17 protein-coding genes, 2 pseudogenes and 1 riboswitch are annotated in these 14387 nt (G+C 64.3%); of the genes and pseudogenes, 10 read left to right on the plus strand and 9 right to left on the minus strand.

The features are described from left to right. The first annotated feature begins 6 nt into the window (after positions 1-6). The 3 genes from A5622_RS04020 (at position 7) to A5622_RS04030 (ending at position 2877) form a co-directional block, all read left to right on the plus strand. Positions 7-477 carry a hypothetical protein gene (locus A5622_RS04020; protein ID WP_156752829.1) on the plus strand — a complete coding sequence of 157 codons (471 nt, stop codon included), beginning with the start codon at positions 7-9 and terminating at the stop codon, positions 475-477. Continuing rightward, positions 474-1697 (plus strand): DUF6545 domain-containing protein, encoded by a 1224-nt coding sequence (locus tag A5622_RS04025; RefSeq protein ID WP_066876806.1) that lies wholly within the window; start codon positions 474-476, stop codon positions 1695-1697. The genes A5622_RS04020 and A5622_RS04025 overlap by 4 nt, the downstream gene beginning before the upstream one ends. Positions 1698-1776: 79 nt before the next feature. After that, complete coding sequence (locus tag A5622_RS04030; RefSeq protein ID WP_197507943.1) at positions 1777-2877, plus strand: methyltransferase; 1101 nt, start codon at positions 1777-1779, stop codon at positions 2875-2877. A 464-nt stretch (positions 2878-3341) separates the two neighbouring features. Here A5622_RS04030 and A5622_RS04035 read toward each other — a convergent pair whose 3' ends face one another. Then, the gene (locus A5622_RS04035) at positions 3342-4052 is read right to left on the minus strand and encodes a cutinase family protein (protein WP_066876829.1); all 711 of its coding nucleotides are present in this window, start codon (positions 4050-4052) and stop codon (positions 3342-3344) included. A 188-nt stretch (positions 4053-4240) separates the two neighbouring features. Between A5622_RS04035 and A5622_RS04040 the strand changes: the two genes are divergently transcribed. Next, complete coding sequence (locus A5622_RS04040; RefSeq protein WP_066876841.1) at positions 4241-5026, plus strand: 2-keto-4-pentenoate hydratase; 786 nt, start codon at positions 4241-4243, stop codon at positions 5024-5026. Here A5622_RS04040 and A5622_RS04045 read toward each other — a convergent pair. Then, positions 4928-5911, minus strand: coding sequence for a DMT family transporter (locus A5622_RS04045; protein WP_066876842.1), 984 nt, complete (start codon positions 5909-5911; stop codon positions 4928-4930). The genes A5622_RS04040 and A5622_RS04045 overlap by 99 nt on opposite strands. A gap of 86 nt (positions 5912-5997) precedes the next feature. On the opposite strand from A5622_RS04045, the gene A5622_RS04050 reads away from it, so the two are divergent. Next, positions 5998-6603: a CGNR zinc finger domain-containing protein gene (locus A5622_RS04050; protein ID WP_255361673.1), complete on the plus strand. Its 606-nt coding sequence runs from the start codon at positions 5998-6000 to the stop codon at positions 6601-6603. A gap of 48 nt (positions 6604-6651) precedes the next feature. Here the strand turns inward: A5622_RS04050 and A5622_RS04055 are convergent, their stop codons facing one another. Then, the gene (locus A5622_RS04055; protein ID WP_066876844.1) at positions 6652-7107 is read right to left on the minus strand and encodes an MPT63 family protein; all 456 of its coding nucleotides are present in this window, start codon (positions 7105-7107) and stop codon (positions 6652-6654) included. A 343-nt stretch (positions 7108-7450) separates the two neighbouring features. Here A5622_RS04055 and A5622_RS04060 point away from each other — a divergent pair, with 343 nt between their 5' ends. From A5622_RS04060 to A5622_RS04070, 3 genes are all read left to right on the plus strand, one after another. Then, the gene (locus A5622_RS04060; RefSeq protein ID WP_066873194.1) at positions 7451-8059 is read left to right on the plus strand and encodes an LGFP repeat-containing protein; all 609 of its coding nucleotides are present in this window, start codon (positions 7451-7453) and stop codon (positions 8057-8059) included. An 89-nt stretch (positions 8060-8148) separates the two neighbouring features. After that, on the plus strand, positions 8149-8643 hold the full coding sequence (locus A5622_RS04065; RefSeq protein WP_066876845.1) for a pyridoxamine 5'-phosphate oxidase family protein: 495 nt from the start codon (positions 8149-8151) through the stop codon (positions 8641-8643). Between the two features lie 35 nt (positions 8644-8678). Beyond that, positions 8679-8758: riboswitch (ZMP/ZTP riboswitch) on the plus strand. A 25-nt stretch (positions 8759-8783) separates the two neighbouring features. Then, a complete protein-coding gene (locus tag A5622_RS04070) occupies positions 8784-9452 on the plus strand; it encodes a pyridoxal 5'-phosphate synthase (RefSeq protein WP_066876849.1) in 669 nt (222 codons plus the stop codon). Positions 9453-9520: 68 nt separating this feature from the next. On the opposite strand, the gene A5622_RS04075 is transcribed toward A5622_RS04070, so the two are convergent. Then, the gene (locus A5622_RS04075; RefSeq protein WP_066876851.1) at positions 9521-9802 is read right to left on the minus strand and encodes a hypothetical protein; all 282 of its coding nucleotides are present in this window, start codon (positions 9800-9802) and stop codon (positions 9521-9523) included. Positions 9803-9877: 75 nt separating this feature from the next. Here A5622_RS04075 and A5622_RS29990 point away from each other — a divergent pair. Both A5622_RS29990 and A5622_RS04080 read left to right on the plus strand, forming a co-directional pair. Next, positions 9878-10195 (plus strand): annotated as a pseudogene (locus tag A5622_RS29990) (IS256 family transposase); the annotation flags it as partial. Between the two features lie 92 nt (positions 10196-10287). Next, a complete protein-coding gene (locus A5622_RS04080; protein WP_082972636.1) occupies positions 10288-10590 on the plus strand; it encodes a DUF2834 domain-containing protein in 303 nt (100 codons plus the stop codon). A gap of 55 nt (positions 10591-10645) precedes the next feature. On the opposite strand, the pseudogene A5622_RS27810 reads toward A5622_RS04080, so the two are convergent. The 5 genes and pseudogenes from A5622_RS27810 to A5622_RS04100 all read right to left on the minus strand — a co-directional run. Continuing rightward, a pseudogene (locus A5622_RS27810) lies at positions 10646-11027 on the minus strand (integrase core domain-containing protein); the annotation flags it as partial. A gap of 28 nt (positions 11028-11055) precedes the next feature. After that, the gene (locus tag A5622_RS04085) at positions 11056-11622 is read right to left on the minus strand and encodes a dihydrofolate reductase family protein (RefSeq protein ID WP_066873183.1); all 567 of its coding nucleotides are present in this window, start codon (positions 11620-11622) and stop codon (positions 11056-11058) included. 254 nt (positions 11623-11876) lie between these two features. Further along, entirely contained in the window at positions 11877-12431 is a 555-nt protein-coding gene (locus A5622_RS04090; protein WP_232002846.1) for a TetR/AcrR family transcriptional regulator, read from the minus strand. 59 nt (positions 12432-12490) lie between these two features. Next, entirely contained in the window at positions 12491-13339 is an 849-nt protein-coding gene (locus tag A5622_RS04095; RefSeq protein WP_066873175.1) for an oxidoreductase, read from the minus strand. 238 nt (positions 13340-13577) lie between these two features. Further along, on the minus strand, positions 13578-14387 hold an 810-nt coding region (locus A5622_RS04100), incomplete at its 5' end, for an alpha/beta hydrolase family protein (protein WP_232002848.1).

Genomic DNA, 14387 nt, shown 5'->3' on the forward strand with positions numbered 1-14387 from the left:
GCTGACATGCGCGCGCTGGTGCGTACCCTGCCCGTCCCGGTCCCTTGGGATCGCACCACTTTTATCGATGCCGTCGCCCGTTTGCGTGGTCGGCCGATTCGCGTGGTCCCGACGGTAGACAAACTCGCGATAAGCGCCTGCGGGCTGTGGATGAAACGGGACGACGACGACATCATCATCCACGAAGCCGGTACTTCGGAGTACCACATCGATCAGATCGTGTGCCACGAAATCGGGCACATGGTGTTGGAACATGACCGCGGGATCGCGGGCGGGAGTGATGGTAGCCACCACAAAATGATCTTTGCGACCGCTCTAGCCGGTTTCGACCCTCGCGTCGGGGAGATCCTGGGCCGCACCGCTTTCGACGACGACCGAGAACGCGACGCGGAGATGTTCGCGTCGATAGTGATGCTCGCGGCCGCCGAGGGCGGGACGCAGAAGTCGATGATGAGCAGCGTGTTCTTCCGCCCGTGAGCTCGTCCGCCGTGCCAGGCATCATCGCCTGGCCTGTGATCGCGTTCATGACGCTCGTCCTGCTCGGGCGCTTCCGATGGTGCAACACCAACCTCTACGAAAAATACTTCAACAACACGTTGGTGCTCCTGCTGCTGACGCAATTGTTGCGCGAGCGGCTGGTCCAAAACATGCTCGTCAGTGCAGCTTTCATGACGAGACCAGGCACCTGGCAACTGAGTACCGCTCTAATGAGTTACAGCTACGCCGAATTCATGGGATTCATCCTGCTGTGGTCGGGGATGTCAGAAGCCGAAGCCCGCCGCAAGCACAGGTATTACCGCCTGGCGGGGGTGTTACTGGCTTCCGGAGTCCTCATCTTCGGCACGCCCGCGCGAATCGCAGAAAAGCCCCTCGAGTTCACGGTCGGCTGGGAGAGCGTGACGGGCTTGACTTGCGTGTCGGCGTTGCTGACGGTCCTGGCGGCCCGTATGATTTTGCTTTCCGTGCACGAGTTCCGTATCGCCAGCGGGCGGCGGGAGCGCTTGATCGCGATCAGCACTCTGTCAATGGGCCTGGCCGGCATCGGGAATGTGGTCCAAGAGGCCGCCCTGCAAATGTCCGACCAGCTTGGCTGGACTCACACCGCCGACTTCAGGCAGCAGTACCACGCGTTCGGCCTTTTCTTCATGATATTCGGCGTGTTCGCGACTGCGGCTGTCCCTCTTGCCACCAAGCTGCGTCGCTCACTCGGGCTGGATCCCATCAGCCACAGCTGGCGCACGCTGCAACCGCTGCGGCGGGCTCTGCGAACCGTCGTCCCAGAGTGTGTCTTCGCCCTTGACCACGAGGAGCCCCGGCGCCAAAAATCACAGCTGCAGCTACATCACACCGTCGTCGAGATCCGGGACGCAATCTTGGGACTTCGCCCATATGTCCGTGAGATACCCAACCATGAGCTAATGCGCTTTCTGACCAAGCCCCGCCCGGTGCCGGCGCGCGACCGCGACGCGGCCGTCGCAGCCCTGCGCCTGGCGTACGCCGCCAGAGCCAAAGCGGCCGGCGTGACGCCGGAACTGCCCGACATGGACTCGGCGCTGATCGGCGCGTCGGGAGCGGCGACGCTGCAACAGGAAGCCGCCGAACTCGCGACGCTGGCGAAATGGTGGCCCGCCGCCCATGCCGCCACCGCGGACATCAGCCAAACTGCGGCCGACGAGAAAGCGAGCCCGACACTATGATCGCGCCTGCCCAACGACCGATCCGGCATCCCCGCTTTCGGCTGCGCCGGATTTCGGCGATCGGCGATAGGTGATGTCGATGCGCCTGCCTACCTTGCCATTACCGCGTTCGGTGGCGCGCGGCGTATTCGATGCTCGACGCCGTGTGTTGGATCTCGCGGACGCCGCGGTGCCGGGGGAGTTCGCGCTGTTCTCCGACATCACCTTCGGGTTGCAGAAGCTGAAAATCGCGGGCGTGCTCGTCTCTTCAGGATTAGCCGATGCCCTCGGCGAGGACGCACGCGATCCAGTCGAACTGGCACACAAACTCGGATTAGACCCGGACGTGACCGTCAGAATCGTGAACGCCGCGACCGGGTCGCGGTTGATGAAACTGGATCGCCGGGGCCGTGCACGCATGACGAAGCTCGGTGCACCGCTACGTCGCGACCACCCCAGATCGATCGCCTCCTGGGTCGCCTACTACGCGCACCCCGACACGGCAGCCGCATATGCGCACCTCGACGCCCAACTCCGCGAAGGCGCCGAAACCTCGGGATACCGAAGGGCTTTCGGCTTGTCGCTATGGGAGTACCTGGACGAGCACCCCGACATGCGGAGCATGTTCGCAGACGCCATGCGTCAGCTCACCCAGTTCGACCTCGCCGGCATCGTGCGGACCTATCCATGGCCAACGCATGGAGTCATCTGCGACGTCGCCGGGGGAGTCGGGCACATGCTCGCGGCCATCCTCGAACGTCGGCCTAACGCTCGGGGCATCCTGCTCGATTCGCCCGAGATCATCGAGCAGGCAGACGGGTTTCTACGCGAGCGAGGGTTGGCCGGCCGGATCGAACGCCGCACCGGCGACCTGTTCGGTCAGCTCGAGGCTCGCGCTGACGTCTACACGATGAAATGGATTCTGCACGACTGGGACGATGATGCCTGCCGCGAAATTCTCAAGCGGGTCCACGCCACCATGCCGCCCGGCGCGAAGGTGGTCACCATCGATATGCACCACGAATCAGGCCAGCTGAACACCGTGTCGGCGATGCTCGACGTGCTGATGCTGGTTTCCTGCGAAGGCGGTCGGGAACGGTCGCCGCAGCAAGTGCACGCCCTGATGCGCGACGCCGGGCTCAGACCCGGACGAGTCCGCCACTTCGGACCAACCATGCTGGTCGAGGGCATCGCCCCGTAGGGGCGTTGCTCGGCAATTACGACTGGCCCTACTGGTCGTCCGTGAGGTCACCGTCGATCGCCTGCCGGCGGCGCTCGTCTATCCCGCGATGCCAAGCGTCATGAATTCTTATGTTGTGCACGATCGTGCCGCAGCCCCTACACGTGTAGAGGGTGGGGGATCGACGTGGCTCGTAAAGCTCGTAATCTGGGTCATGGCGTGCCATCGGTGATTCCCCCCGCCTCTCCGAAATGCTGTGGATACGTCGGTTGTCAGCCCGCCTCGTCAAACTGAATGCCTGCATTGGATCCGACGTCGAGGCCCCGACAACCCGAGGATCTGAGCATTTGAGACCTCGCTGTTCAACGCGCGACTAATTACTTTAGCGTACGACAGTACATGATTGCGCGCCGATATGTGAACTCACGAAAACGCACTGGGCGTCTCTCGAATCGACCAATCGAGGGCCGGGGCCAGCTAGCCGGTTAAAGGTGATTCGCAGCGAAATTCGCGCCTTGGTCAACCATGCCGTTCGCCGCATACAGAGTGTGAGCCAGACCGGGCGGTCCCGGAGGTGCGCCATTGCAGATGTTGTCATCGGGGGCGCACAGCTGAATGGTCTTGCCCGCGTAGAGGGGACCGATCGTAATCGGCGGCGCGCCGGCGCCGCGCAGAAATTCAGGGGACGGCGTGCCGAACAGGACCACGGCGGCAACGTGATCAGCCACCGCCCGCGGCAACGGTTGCGGGACGTAGGACACGAATTCCTGCGGCACTTCCTTGGGCACGGCAGCCGAAGTCACGAAGCCGGCCACGGCGGCGCCTTGGGAGTACCCACCGAGCACCACCCTGGTGTTAGGGCAGTTCGACGTCGTGGATTCGATATGACTACCGGCGTCCCTGATTCCGTCCACGACGGTTCTGGCGAAAGCGATGCCGCCGTTGAAGTCGCTGCTCGCCTCGTAATTCACCGGATAGACCGCCACCGACTTGCCGCCCGCCCGTGATCCGAGCGCATCGACGAACGCCTGGCCGATCCCGCCGACCCCAGGTGGCTCGCCGGTGCCGCGGGCGAACACCACTTCGACGTTGGGACATGGGTCGGCGGACGACGCTGGGACGGGTGCACAGAGAATTCCCGCCCAGGCGGTTACTACCGCAGCCGCGAGAAAACCAATGGAACGTAGCGAGCTCATGTCTGCGAATGCCCAGCCGCCCTTCCGCCGAAACCGGCGGTTATTCGGCTTCGACGGCGACGACTTTCGCCGTCGCTTCCGACCCACCCTGCATTCATGAACCTCTGACGGCCGAGCACCGTGTTTACGGCTGTGCCGCTCGGTCATGGGAGAGCGGCGCGGTCGGACGGATGAGGGGAGCTCGTCAGATGCTCAGCGTGGCGATCCGCGACGAGTTGGCCGCCGACCTCGCACACGCCGAGCGGTGTCGCGAGCCCATCGCTCCCTTGATCGCCGCCCACCCCGACATCGACGTGGTCGACGCCTATGAAATCCAGCTGATCAACATCCGCCAGCGGGTGGCCGACGGTGCTCGGGTGGTGGGCCACAAGGTGGGCCTGTCGTCGTTGGCAATGCAGCAGATGATGGCGGTGGACGAGCCCGACTACGGCCATTTGCTCGACGAGATGCAGCTGTTCGAGGACATCCCGGTCAAGGCGGCGCGCTACCTCTACCCGCGAGTCGAGGTTGAGGTGGGGTTCATCCTGTCGGCCGACCTACCCGGGGCCGGCTGCACCGAGGACGACGTCGTGGCGGCGACCGAGGCGCTGGTTCCTTCCATCGAGTTGATCGACACACGGATCACCGACTGGAAGATTGCCCTCTGCGACACGATCGCCGACAACGCCTCCTCGGCGGGTTTTGTGCTGGGGGAGGCGCGAGTGCCGCCAGCCGAGCTCGACGCCAAGGCCATCGACGCGGTGCTGACACGCAACGGCAAGGTGGTCGCCGAGGGCCGCGGCGACGCCGTGTTGGGCAACCCCGTCACGGCGGTGGCGTGGTTGGCGCGCAAGGTCGAGAGTTTCGGCGTGCGACTGCGACGCGGCGACATCGTCTTACCCGGATCGTGCACCCGGGCGATCGACGCGCACCCCGGTGACGAGTTCGTCGCCGACTTCGCGGGCCTCGGTTCGGTCCGTTTGTCGTTCGAATAGGGAACATCCGGAAGCCCCGCGGCGTGCTGGCGCCAGACGCTTGGCGCTGCCCAGGTACCCGGCCATCAGCACGAGTGCACAGCCGGCGAGCTGCAGCGGGGAGGGGCGCTCGCGCAGCGCGCCAGCGCCCAGCGCGACCGCGCCCACCGGCATCAGCAACAGGAGCGCGGAGCTGACCGTGCTGGGGAGGCGGGCCGACAACACGGCCACCAGCAGCCAACCGAGCAACTGTCCGGTGATGGCGACCAGGGTCAGCCATCCCATGGCGCGCCAGCCCGGCCACAAGTCGAAGCCGTGCCACCACGGTCCGACCGCCGCCGCCACCACCGCCGACGTCGCCAACACGATGGCGTAGGTCTGCATGGGTCGGCCGGACTGCCCGCCGCGTCGCAGCAAGAACAGGAACCCCGAATAGCAGACCGCGGCGCCGACCGAATGCAACGTGCCGCGCGCGGGGTCGGTGCCGGAAAGGCCGTGCTCGAGCACGCCGCCGGCGAGCATGACGCCGGCCAGCAGCACTGGCAGCGCAAGCAGGAACCGCCGCGAGATCCGTTCCCGGTCGACCAGCCAGGTCAAGAACGGAACGATGGCGACCTGGGTATTCACCAGGACGGTGGAAAGCCCCGCTCCCACTTCCGGTATGGCCTGCGTCCACAGCAGCATGTCGCCGGCGAACAACGCACCACAGCACACCGCTGACAGCACGCCGCGGTGCGACAAACCTTCTCCCCGTTGCCATTCCGGGATCGCGAGGGCGACCACCACGGGCAGCGCCAGCAGACAACGTGCGGCTGTTGCGGTAGCCGGCGTGGTCGATGCCAACTTCAGCAGTATCGCCGAGGCCGACAGGCACAGTGCGCCGAAGACCAACCCAAACTGACTCATTGCGTCCGTGCGTGTGCATCTCATGCTGAAACAGGTACCCGATGTCCTAATGCCTAAATCAGTTTAAGGGCATTAGACTGGAAACCGTGGCGCGATCAGGGGCTGCTGAACTCGATCTACGCGGGGGCCACCCCGCGGTCGACTTGGTGAACACGGTGGCATGGCGCGGCGACCCGCAGCGCCGGACGGATTACTTGGTGGACTATCTCGACCTCGTCGACTGGACGGAGCATGCCGGTGTGGTGTCGGCCGCCGAGGCTCGCGGCCTCGCCGGGCGCGCCGTTTCGGACAGCGACGCCGGCGCGAAAACGCTGCGTCAGACGCGACAGCTCAGAGAGGCACTCCATTGCATCTGGACGGGACGCGGGTCGGCTCGCGACGCCGCTAGGGTCGCCGATGCTTACCGATCCGCGCTGCGCGTCAGGCGGCTCACTTTCGACGCGGATGAGGTCTCGTGGTGTGACACGGCGCTGACGGCGCAAACGCCACTACACCGGCTGGCCATCGAATCCGTGACGCTGCTGACCACGGCGCCCCGCTCGCGCGTCAAGCACTGTGGCGACCCGGAATGCGGATGGCTTTTCCTCGACAGCAGCCATCGGCAGAACCGCCGCTGGTGCAGCACGGCCGATTGCGGGAATCGCGCGCGTGTCCGACGGTTTTACGAGCGCAGCCGGCACGATTCGGAGTAGTGCGGCATATTCAATTCGTGGCTATTCGCGTGTGCGCGAACCGAATTGCTAGCCTTTCCAGACAACCTTGTCCGTGCCTCCGGCGTCCCGGTACACGACGCTGTCGGGGTTCGTTCCGTTGCGAACGTCGAAGTAAATGCGCCCGGTGACCGGGCTGCCCAGGGGGAGTGGTCCCTCGGGAAGGCCGTCGGTCTGGTTGCCCTTCATCACCGCGAACGTGGAGCTGTTCACGGCCCGCGCGTTGAAGTCGGCGATGTTCGGAGTCGCGTTACCGCTCACGCCTTTGGCGGTCACGTCGGAGTACCAGATGCCGTCATTGTGGCCGCTGGGCTGCAGGTTGCTCACGGTGTAGTCGATGGTGCCGCCCATGCTGGAAATCTCTGCCATCTGGCCGAACTGCAGCACTTGTGGGTCGGCCCATGCCGGCGTCGCTGCGAGGAGTCCGGCCGCCGCCATTGCGGCTGCCGCCGCGGTTGTTTTCGATGCAATGTGTGAGAACGCCACGTCGGGCTCCCTTCGTGAGGTGCCGGCTATCCAGGAGCGGCAACTGGATTGACGTCTATCCAAAGCTCGGAATTTCAAACCTGACGTCTACCGGATCCATTCTTAGTTGCGTTTTCACCGCCGAAGGGGCGGAGCAACAATGGACTTGCATGACTTAACGTCGCGAGGTTTTGGCGCTAACACCGCATATTCGACTCATGCATATCCCGACGGCCGAAGATCGAGTCGATGTCACCTGGAGCATGGGGGAGCCTTACCAGTGCTCAGGCTCGCCGACTGTGACCGCGGCGTAAGTTCGTTCGGAGCTAACGCAGACCGCACAGGACAACGCGAGAGGAAGCCTATGAGAACGATCGCAAACCGCCACACCGCAGCCCTCTGCCTCACGGCGGCCGCGCTGATCACTGGCGGCTGCAGCGATGGCAAGAGCGTCGGCGCATCGGCACCGCCTCAGGTCGGGGCGAACGCCACCTCCACGTCTACGGCCCCAGCGCAGCCCACCGAGGTGAAGCTCATCGGGGAGCGCGACGTCCAGGTGACTCTGACCGGCCCTATCGCTGCCAAGTACTCGTCGGCAACCGAGGATCAGAAGAAGGCTCTGGGCAAGCCGCTAACGGGTGACCGCAACGCCGGAAAGCGCGACAGCGGTGTGGTATTCCAGCAGTTCCAGGGCGGGGTGATCACCGCCAGGAACGACGCGGCCGGCACCCCGGCATATATCACCCTGGGCAAGATCCGGGAGGCGTGGAATATCCCGCGCGACCCGGACGGCGCGCCTGCGATCACCGGCACCAACGGTTCGGCAGGTCCGCTGGGGCTGCCGATCAGCGACGCAAACGCCGACGGCGATCTGCTCGTGTCGAGTTTCGAGCACGGCCGCATCGCATACAACCAGAAGACCGACCAGGTCGACGTGACAGTAAACGGCAAGGCCGTGCCGTCCGGGCTGTAGCCCGAATAGTCACCCGATGCCGATGATTCCGTTGTGACACTCGAGTCGACAAAGGTAGACAGACCCGAACAACGGACAGGGGCATCATTGTGATCAGGCAGGAGATAGACGCCGAACTAGGCATGGCGGGGGCGCAGGAATTGCTCGCGTCGACGTCCGCGGCTCACTTGGCTTACGTCGGCAAGGACGGGACGCCGCGGGTCATTCCGGTCGGATACTTCTGGACCGGTGCAGAATTCGTCATCGCCACCGCCCCCACGTCTCCGAAGGTCGCCGCCCTGTCGAAAGCCGCGGACGTCGCCCTGTCCATCGACTCCGGAGACACGCCCGAGACGGCGCGCGCCTTATCGATCCGCGGCCGCGCCGGCGTGAGAATCATCGACGGTGTAGTGCCGGAGTACCTCGCCGCTGCCCGCAAAACGATGGATGAAGATCAGGCCAGGAAGTTCGAACATGAGGTGCGCCAGACATACGACCGGATGGCCAGAATCGCCATCACGCCCACATGGGTACGCTTCTACGATTTCGGCGCCGGTCGTGTGCCTAGGTTCCTCAAGGACCTGGTCGAGCGGGAGCGACCCTGATCGCGCGGGGCTTTGCGGCTTGGCGGCGTAGAGTCTGTTGAATTGGCGACTGGCGCGGGTGGAACACCACTGGGAAGCCAAAGATTCGGACGCATCGACCGCCTGGGTGCTCCTCGATCTTCGAGGAGTCTGCTGTGCCTATGCGATGGTCTGATGACGACGGTGGCCGCGCGTTCCTGCGCAGCCTGCCCGTCTTGACCGGCCATGCCCCCGGTTTCGACACCGACGACGTTCCAGCAGAACCTGTTTCGTTATTCATCAGGTGGTTGCAGGATGCCGTCGAGGCCGCCCTTCCCGAACCGCATGCGATGACGCTGTCGACCGTTGACGCTCGAGGCTTACCACGGGCTCGGGTGCTGATTATTAAAGCCGTCGATGAACGGGGCTGGCACTTCGCGGTCAATTCGGTCAGCCAAAAAGGCCGTGACCTGTCGGCCAATCCTGTTGCGGCGTTGACCTTCTACTGGGCTGCATTGGTTCGACAAGTGCGGATTGGCGGCGTGGTCGTCAATGACGGAGCTCAAGCCAGCGCGCAAGACTTCTTGGCCCGTCCACTGGAGTCGCGCGCGATCGCATTGACGATGAGGCAAAGTCAACCGCTCACCGATGGAGCCGAGCTGGAAGCACACATCGCCAAGGCTCACCGCGAACTGCGCGATAACCCCGAAGTCGCCCCACCTGAATGGATCTCATACGCTGTGCGACCCGATTACGTCGAGTTTTGGCAGGGCGCGCCTGACCGACGCCACCAGCGACTGCGCTATGAACGCAACGGGGAGGGTTGGGATCGCGGCCGATTATGGCCGTAGTGGCAACTACGTGGTTCACGCATCATTGCCTGAGACATTTGCCGCCCGACCACCCAACCCACGCTGTGTTATCGGTCGTGGCGGTCGATGTCCTTGGCGGTTCTGCGGAGGTAGATGATGGTGTCGCCGGTAAGGATGTCATCGGTCCCTGCTGCTTCAAGGCTCGTTTCTAGCGCGTCAGCAATGTCGTTAAACAGCTGAACCAGATCAGCGGGCGGTGCTTCGAGGAGCTTGCGGCGTTGGGTGGCAATCTGGTCCGCCAGATCGTTTTGTCCGTTCTCACGGGCCGTTTTCTCGTCTTCTTCTAGATATTGCAGGACGGCTGCTAGCTCATCGTTTTCGTCGCTCATGGTGGGAATGTTAGGCGAGTAGGGCCGGATCGCGTTTGCGCAGTTGCTCGACGGCGCTGAAGTCGCTTAGATCGTGAAGACGCCGACTTGCTGCTGGACATCTACAAGTATCCGGCCGAGCCCTGGGTTCACCTGCGCACCGTTGACCCGGAAGGTCGATATTCCCGACCGTGCGTTTGCCGACCGAAGTGACCAAGGGCCCCGCGTTCACGTGCGGCCGATATGCCATGGCCTACAAGGCCATTGAGCGCTCACACGCACGCTGGCGGGCCGTCCACACCTAGTCGCCTCGTCCGTGCCGGCGCGGTGTTCCAAAAAGGCAAGCTGCTCGTACGCCTCGGCGACGTCACGATCACCGAACCTATCGAACCAACCGCAACGGAGGTCGCCTGAAGCAACCCGATCCACATATTGACAATTACTCTGATGACTAAATACTGACGGGTGTGACCGCTGCCCGACGAAACCTTTGCATTCTTTACGGTGTGATCGCGCTGGTGGCGCTCATCGCCACGTGGGCGCACAACATCGCGTACTTCTCGGCCGGCGGGGACACGCTCGACTTCCTCGCTAGCTGTTTCGCCAATCACGCGGTCAGCTCCATGACCATCGACCTGACACTGGTCTCCGTGGCAGCGCTGGTCTTCATGGTTGTCGAGGCACGCAGGACCGACGTCAAGTACCTGTGGGTGTACGTCGTGCTGGCGTTCGTTGTGGATATCAGCGTGGCCGTTCCACTCTTTCTGATAGCCCGAGAGCGGCGTCTGGCGCAGCTCCAGGACGTTTGACGCCGTGCAGGCTGGCGCAGCCACAACATCCGTCCCCACTTTGGTGGTCCAGTCGCTATGCGGCTTGGGGTTGATGGGACGTGGTCCACTGTAGAGCGAACTCGGCCCGGGTGAGTTCACCATGGACGGAGTGGGCCCGGTTGGCTTGTAGTCGCGACGCCAGTCTTCGATAATCACGCGGGCTTCCAGCAGGGAGTCGAAGTGCCACGCGTTGAGCAATTCGTCGCACAGCCGGCCGTTGAACGACTCGATCCAGGCATTCCGCCAAGGCGACCCTGGATCAACAAAAGTGAGCCAGCACAGTCGAATCGGCACCAGTCAAGCGCGGCGTGCGCCACGAACTCCGGACCGTTGTCGAACCGCACGTAGTGCGGCGTCCCGTGGGTGAGAGCCAGTCGATCCAACACCTCGACGACACGGTCGGCGCCAATGCGGCGACAACCTCGATCGCGAGAGGCAAGTAAGTCAGTCGTGTTTCGCCTCGTAGCGCAGCAGGACCGTGCCACCCGGGAAGGTGCGGTTCTCAAGCAACCGCAGCGAGATCCATGACGGCAGGGTCGGGAAGAACGCGGTGCCGCCGCCCACGGCGATGGGCGCGACCACAATCCGGTATTCGTCCACCAGTCCGGCCTGCACGATCGGCGCGGCCAGCGTCGCGCCGGCGACCTCCAGCCTGCCGTCCGTTTCGGCTTTCAACCTCCTCACCACTTCGACCGGGTCACCGCGTTCCAGGCGCGAGTTCCAGTGGACGGACTCTAAGGTCCGCGAGAACACAACCTTGGGCATTTCGCGCCAGGTGCGGGCGAAGTCAACGATCAGAGGAGTGGCGTCCGGAGCACTATCGGCGGTCGGCCAGTACGCGGACATCAGTTCGTAGAGCCGCCGCCCGTAGAACGACAGGGCGGTCTCCCTCTCGAAGTCGTTCCAGTACTGGTGCAGTTCGTCGCTCGGATCGCCCCAGTCGATGTTGCCTTGTGCATCGGCGATGTACCCGTCCACCGACACGTTGAAGCCGTAGATCAGTTTGCCCATGAAGATCAGACTGCACCGGAGGCCAAAACTCATCGCGACGACACGCAACCCTGCGGCACTGAAAGATTCATCGGATGCACGACAGCCCACGGCTTGGCGGGTTCTTGGTCGTGGATCGCTGGCCCGACGGACCGGGGAGCGCGCATCTGTGATCGAGCTTGATTCACTGAGAAATTACGAACTTTGCTGGCAGCCAGCAGTATTCGATTCCGCCCGATTCCTTAACTCAGCCGCAGTGAGCAGGCCGTCGGCGGTCAACAGGCGACTCGACGCCAGATCTCGGTACAGGCCTTCCTGGCGCGGGCCAGCTCGGCGTTCGAAATCCGGGAGCCTTGGTAGAAACTGCGCTCGATCATCCAGCACAAGGCGCGTGCAAGGGCTGCCTGGTCGTGGCTCGCACTGCGTGACGGAGAGCCCATGTGCCGCAGTATTTCGGCGATGGCGCCGACGAAGATCTCGGCGGTGTCGTTCCAGAGCGTGTCGATCTCGGGCACCGACGACGCCAGGTCGATCGCCGCGCGCATCACGACCCCGTGCTGGCGCCACAGCGCCTCGGTTCTGATCATCGCCTCGTCGATGGCATGCTCACCACGTGCGGCGTCGTCCGCGGCTGCGCGCGATTTCTTCCGGAGGGCATCCACGGTACGCGCGACGAGCGCCGTGATGACCTCCTGTTTGGAGCCGAAATAGAAGTACAGGGCACCCCGCGTGATCCCCGCGCCCGTTGCGATGTCGGCGATCGTCATTGCTTCGTAGCCTTGTTCGCCCAGGAGTCGTTCGGCGGTGTCGAGGATGGCCTGTTCCCGCATATCCCCTTTTCGGGGCGTGGCGGCATGTCGTCGGGTGGGCTTGGTTTTCGCTGGCATGGCTAGCTGGCTGCGATCTGACGTCCGTCGGGGAAGTCCGTTGTCCGAGACAGTGACTCCCACTTGTCGATCTCCTGATCGACGGTTTGACGCGCGGCCCTGATGAGCCGCAATGCGTCAGACCCCAGCACAAGATGCCGTGGGGGATCGGTCGAGTCAAGCACCTGCAACACTGCGGCTGCGGCCTTCGCGGGGTCACCGAGCTGGTTCCCGCTCGCCTGTAGGCGGGCTTCACGAATAGGCGTGAACACGTCGTCGTAATCGGCGATGGAGCGGTCTACGCGTCTCATGGACCTACCGGCCCAGTCGGTCCGGAACGAACCCGGTTCGATCGCCGTGACATGAATGCCGAACCCGGCGACTTCCTTACCCAAGCTCTCCAGCAGTCCCTCCAGCGCGAACTTGCTGCCGCAGTAGGCGGTTAGGCCCGCCGGGGCCATCAACCCGCCCATCGACGTCACCGCCATCAGGTGACCGCCGCGACGTTCACGCATATACGGAAGGACGGCCTGAAGGGTCGCCGCCACCCCAAAGACGTTGGTCTCGAACTGAGCCCGCAGCTGGCTCAAGGGCGTCTCCTCGAAGATGCCCTCGAGCCCATAGCCCGCGTTGGCGATCACCACGTCGATCGGACCGACGGTCGCCTCGACGTCCTTAACCGTCGCGAACACTGCCTTTTCATCGGTCACGTCCAGGAGCCGACCGTGGGCGTTGGCCGCCAGCGCTTCGAATGCATCGAGGTCTGCCCGCCGACGCACGGTGCCCACCACGGTGTGCCCGGCCTCTAGTGCGCCTGCAGCGAAGGCTCGCCCCAGGCCGCTGCTTACCCCCGTGATCAGAAAGGTCTTCATTGGACATCTCCTCTGCTCGACCGGACCGCTGCCGACCCTAACAAAAACTCGACACAACGTCGATTTTAGTTGACGAAACGCAGATTGCGGGAGGGTGCTGGACATGACGCCGGAGACCGGCCTCGCGCAGCTCCACGCATTCGTGTGCAGGATCTGACACGATCTCGACGGTCGACGCGCATGGACCGCCAGCTAGACAGGCATTTTCATGAGCTACTCAACGCAGGCCGCGGGCGCGTCACGGGAACGCCGCGTGGGGGACGCCGGGCGTCTCGAGCCGACCGGCGAGCCAAGGCAGCGTCGCCGCGAAAGCCGATGCGGCCGAGGGCCAATCGTGTTTGCCGGGCAGACCGACCACCGCGCAGTCGATGCCGTTGGCGGTGCCCAGTTGGCACAGCGATTCGGCAGCGGCGCGCCCCACGGAGCCGGGAACCGCGAACAGTCCGGCCAGATTGGAGTAAGGCCCGTGGCGGGTGATCACCGTGCTGGGGTCGAAGCGTGCCCACGCCGCGGCGTCGCCGCCGAAGAGCCGGTCGATGGTCTGTGCCCGGGTGCCCGCGTTGGGGGCGATGTCGCCGCCGATGTCGACAAAGGCGCTGAACCTGTCGGGGTGCATCACGGCCAGGTCCACCGCGCAGGTGCCTCCGGAGGAGAAGCCGACGACGCCCCATTTCGCTTGCGCCGGCAGGCCGAATTGCTGGGCGGCCCACGGGATCACGTCGTCGATCAGGTGATCGGCGGCGTTGCCGCGCGACCCGTTGACGCACTCGGTGTCGACGGTGAAGCCACCGGTGGCGTCGACGAAGACGGCCAGCGGCGCGTTACCGCCGTGGTCCGCCGCGAACGCGTCCAGGGTGGCGACGGCGTCGCCGGCGCGAATCCAGTCAGCCGATGTGTTGAACTCGCCTCCGATCATCAAGACCGGGGGCAGGCGTGGCGGCGCTGCGGTGAACCAGGCCGGCGGCAGGTACACCCACTCGCCGCGATGCCGAAAACCCGACGCGGTCGAACCGGTGTCCACGGGCACCACCGCGCCCCGTTGCGGCGC

The organism is Mycobacterium sp. 1245801.1, assembly GCF_001673055.1.
Lineage (GTDB): Bacteria > Actinomycetota > Actinomycetes > Mycobacteriales > Mycobacteriaceae > Mycobacterium > Mycobacterium europaeum_A.

What these genes read in the sequence shown, in the direction of transcription:
- A5622_RS04020 (WP_156752829.1), top strand. Translation starts at nt 7, where the DNA reads ATGCGCGCGCTGGTGCGTACCCTGCCCGTCCCGGTCCCTTGGGATCGC.
- A5622_RS04030 (WP_197507943.1), top strand. Translation starts at nt 1,777, where the DNA reads ATGCGCCTGCCTACCTTGCCATTACCGCGTTCGGTGGCGCGCGGCGTA.
- A5622_RS04035 (WP_066876829.1), bottom strand. Translation starts at nt 4,052, where the DNA reads ATGAGCTCGCTACGTTCCATTGGTTTTCTCGCGGCTGCGGTAGTAACC.
- A5622_RS04040 (WP_066876841.1), top strand. Translation starts at nt 4,241, where the DNA reads ATGCTCAGCGTGGCGATCCGCGACGAGTTGGCCGCCGACCTCGCACAC.
- A5622_RS04045 (WP_066876842.1), bottom strand. Translation starts at nt 5,911, where the DNA reads ATGAGTCAGTTTGGGTTGGTCTTCGGCGCACTGTGCCTGTCGGCCTCG.
- A5622_RS04060 (WP_066873194.1), top strand. Translation starts at nt 7,451, where the DNA reads ATGAGAACGATCGCAAACCGCCACACCGCAGCCCTCTGCCTCACGGCG.
- A5622_RS04070 (WP_066876849.1), top strand. Translation starts at nt 8,784, where the DNA reads ATGCGATGGTCTGATGACGACGGTGGCCGCGCGTTCCTGCGCAGCCTG.
- A5622_RS04075 (WP_066876851.1), bottom strand. Translation starts at nt 9,802, where the DNA reads ATGAGCGACGAAAACGATGAGCTAGCAGCCGTCCTGCAATATCTAGAA.
- A5622_RS04085 (WP_066873183.1), bottom strand. Translation starts at nt 11,622, where the DNA reads ATGGGCAAACTGATCTACGGCTTCAACGTGTCGGTGGACGGGTACATC.
- A5622_RS04090 (WP_232002846.1), bottom strand. Translation starts at nt 12,431, where the DNA reads ATGCGGGAACAGGCCATCCTCGACACCGCCGAACGACTCCTGGGCGAA.
- A5622_RS04095 (WP_066873175.1), bottom strand. Translation starts at nt 13,339, where the DNA reads ATGAAGACCTTTCTGATCACGGGGGTAAGCAGCGGCCTGGGGCGAGCC.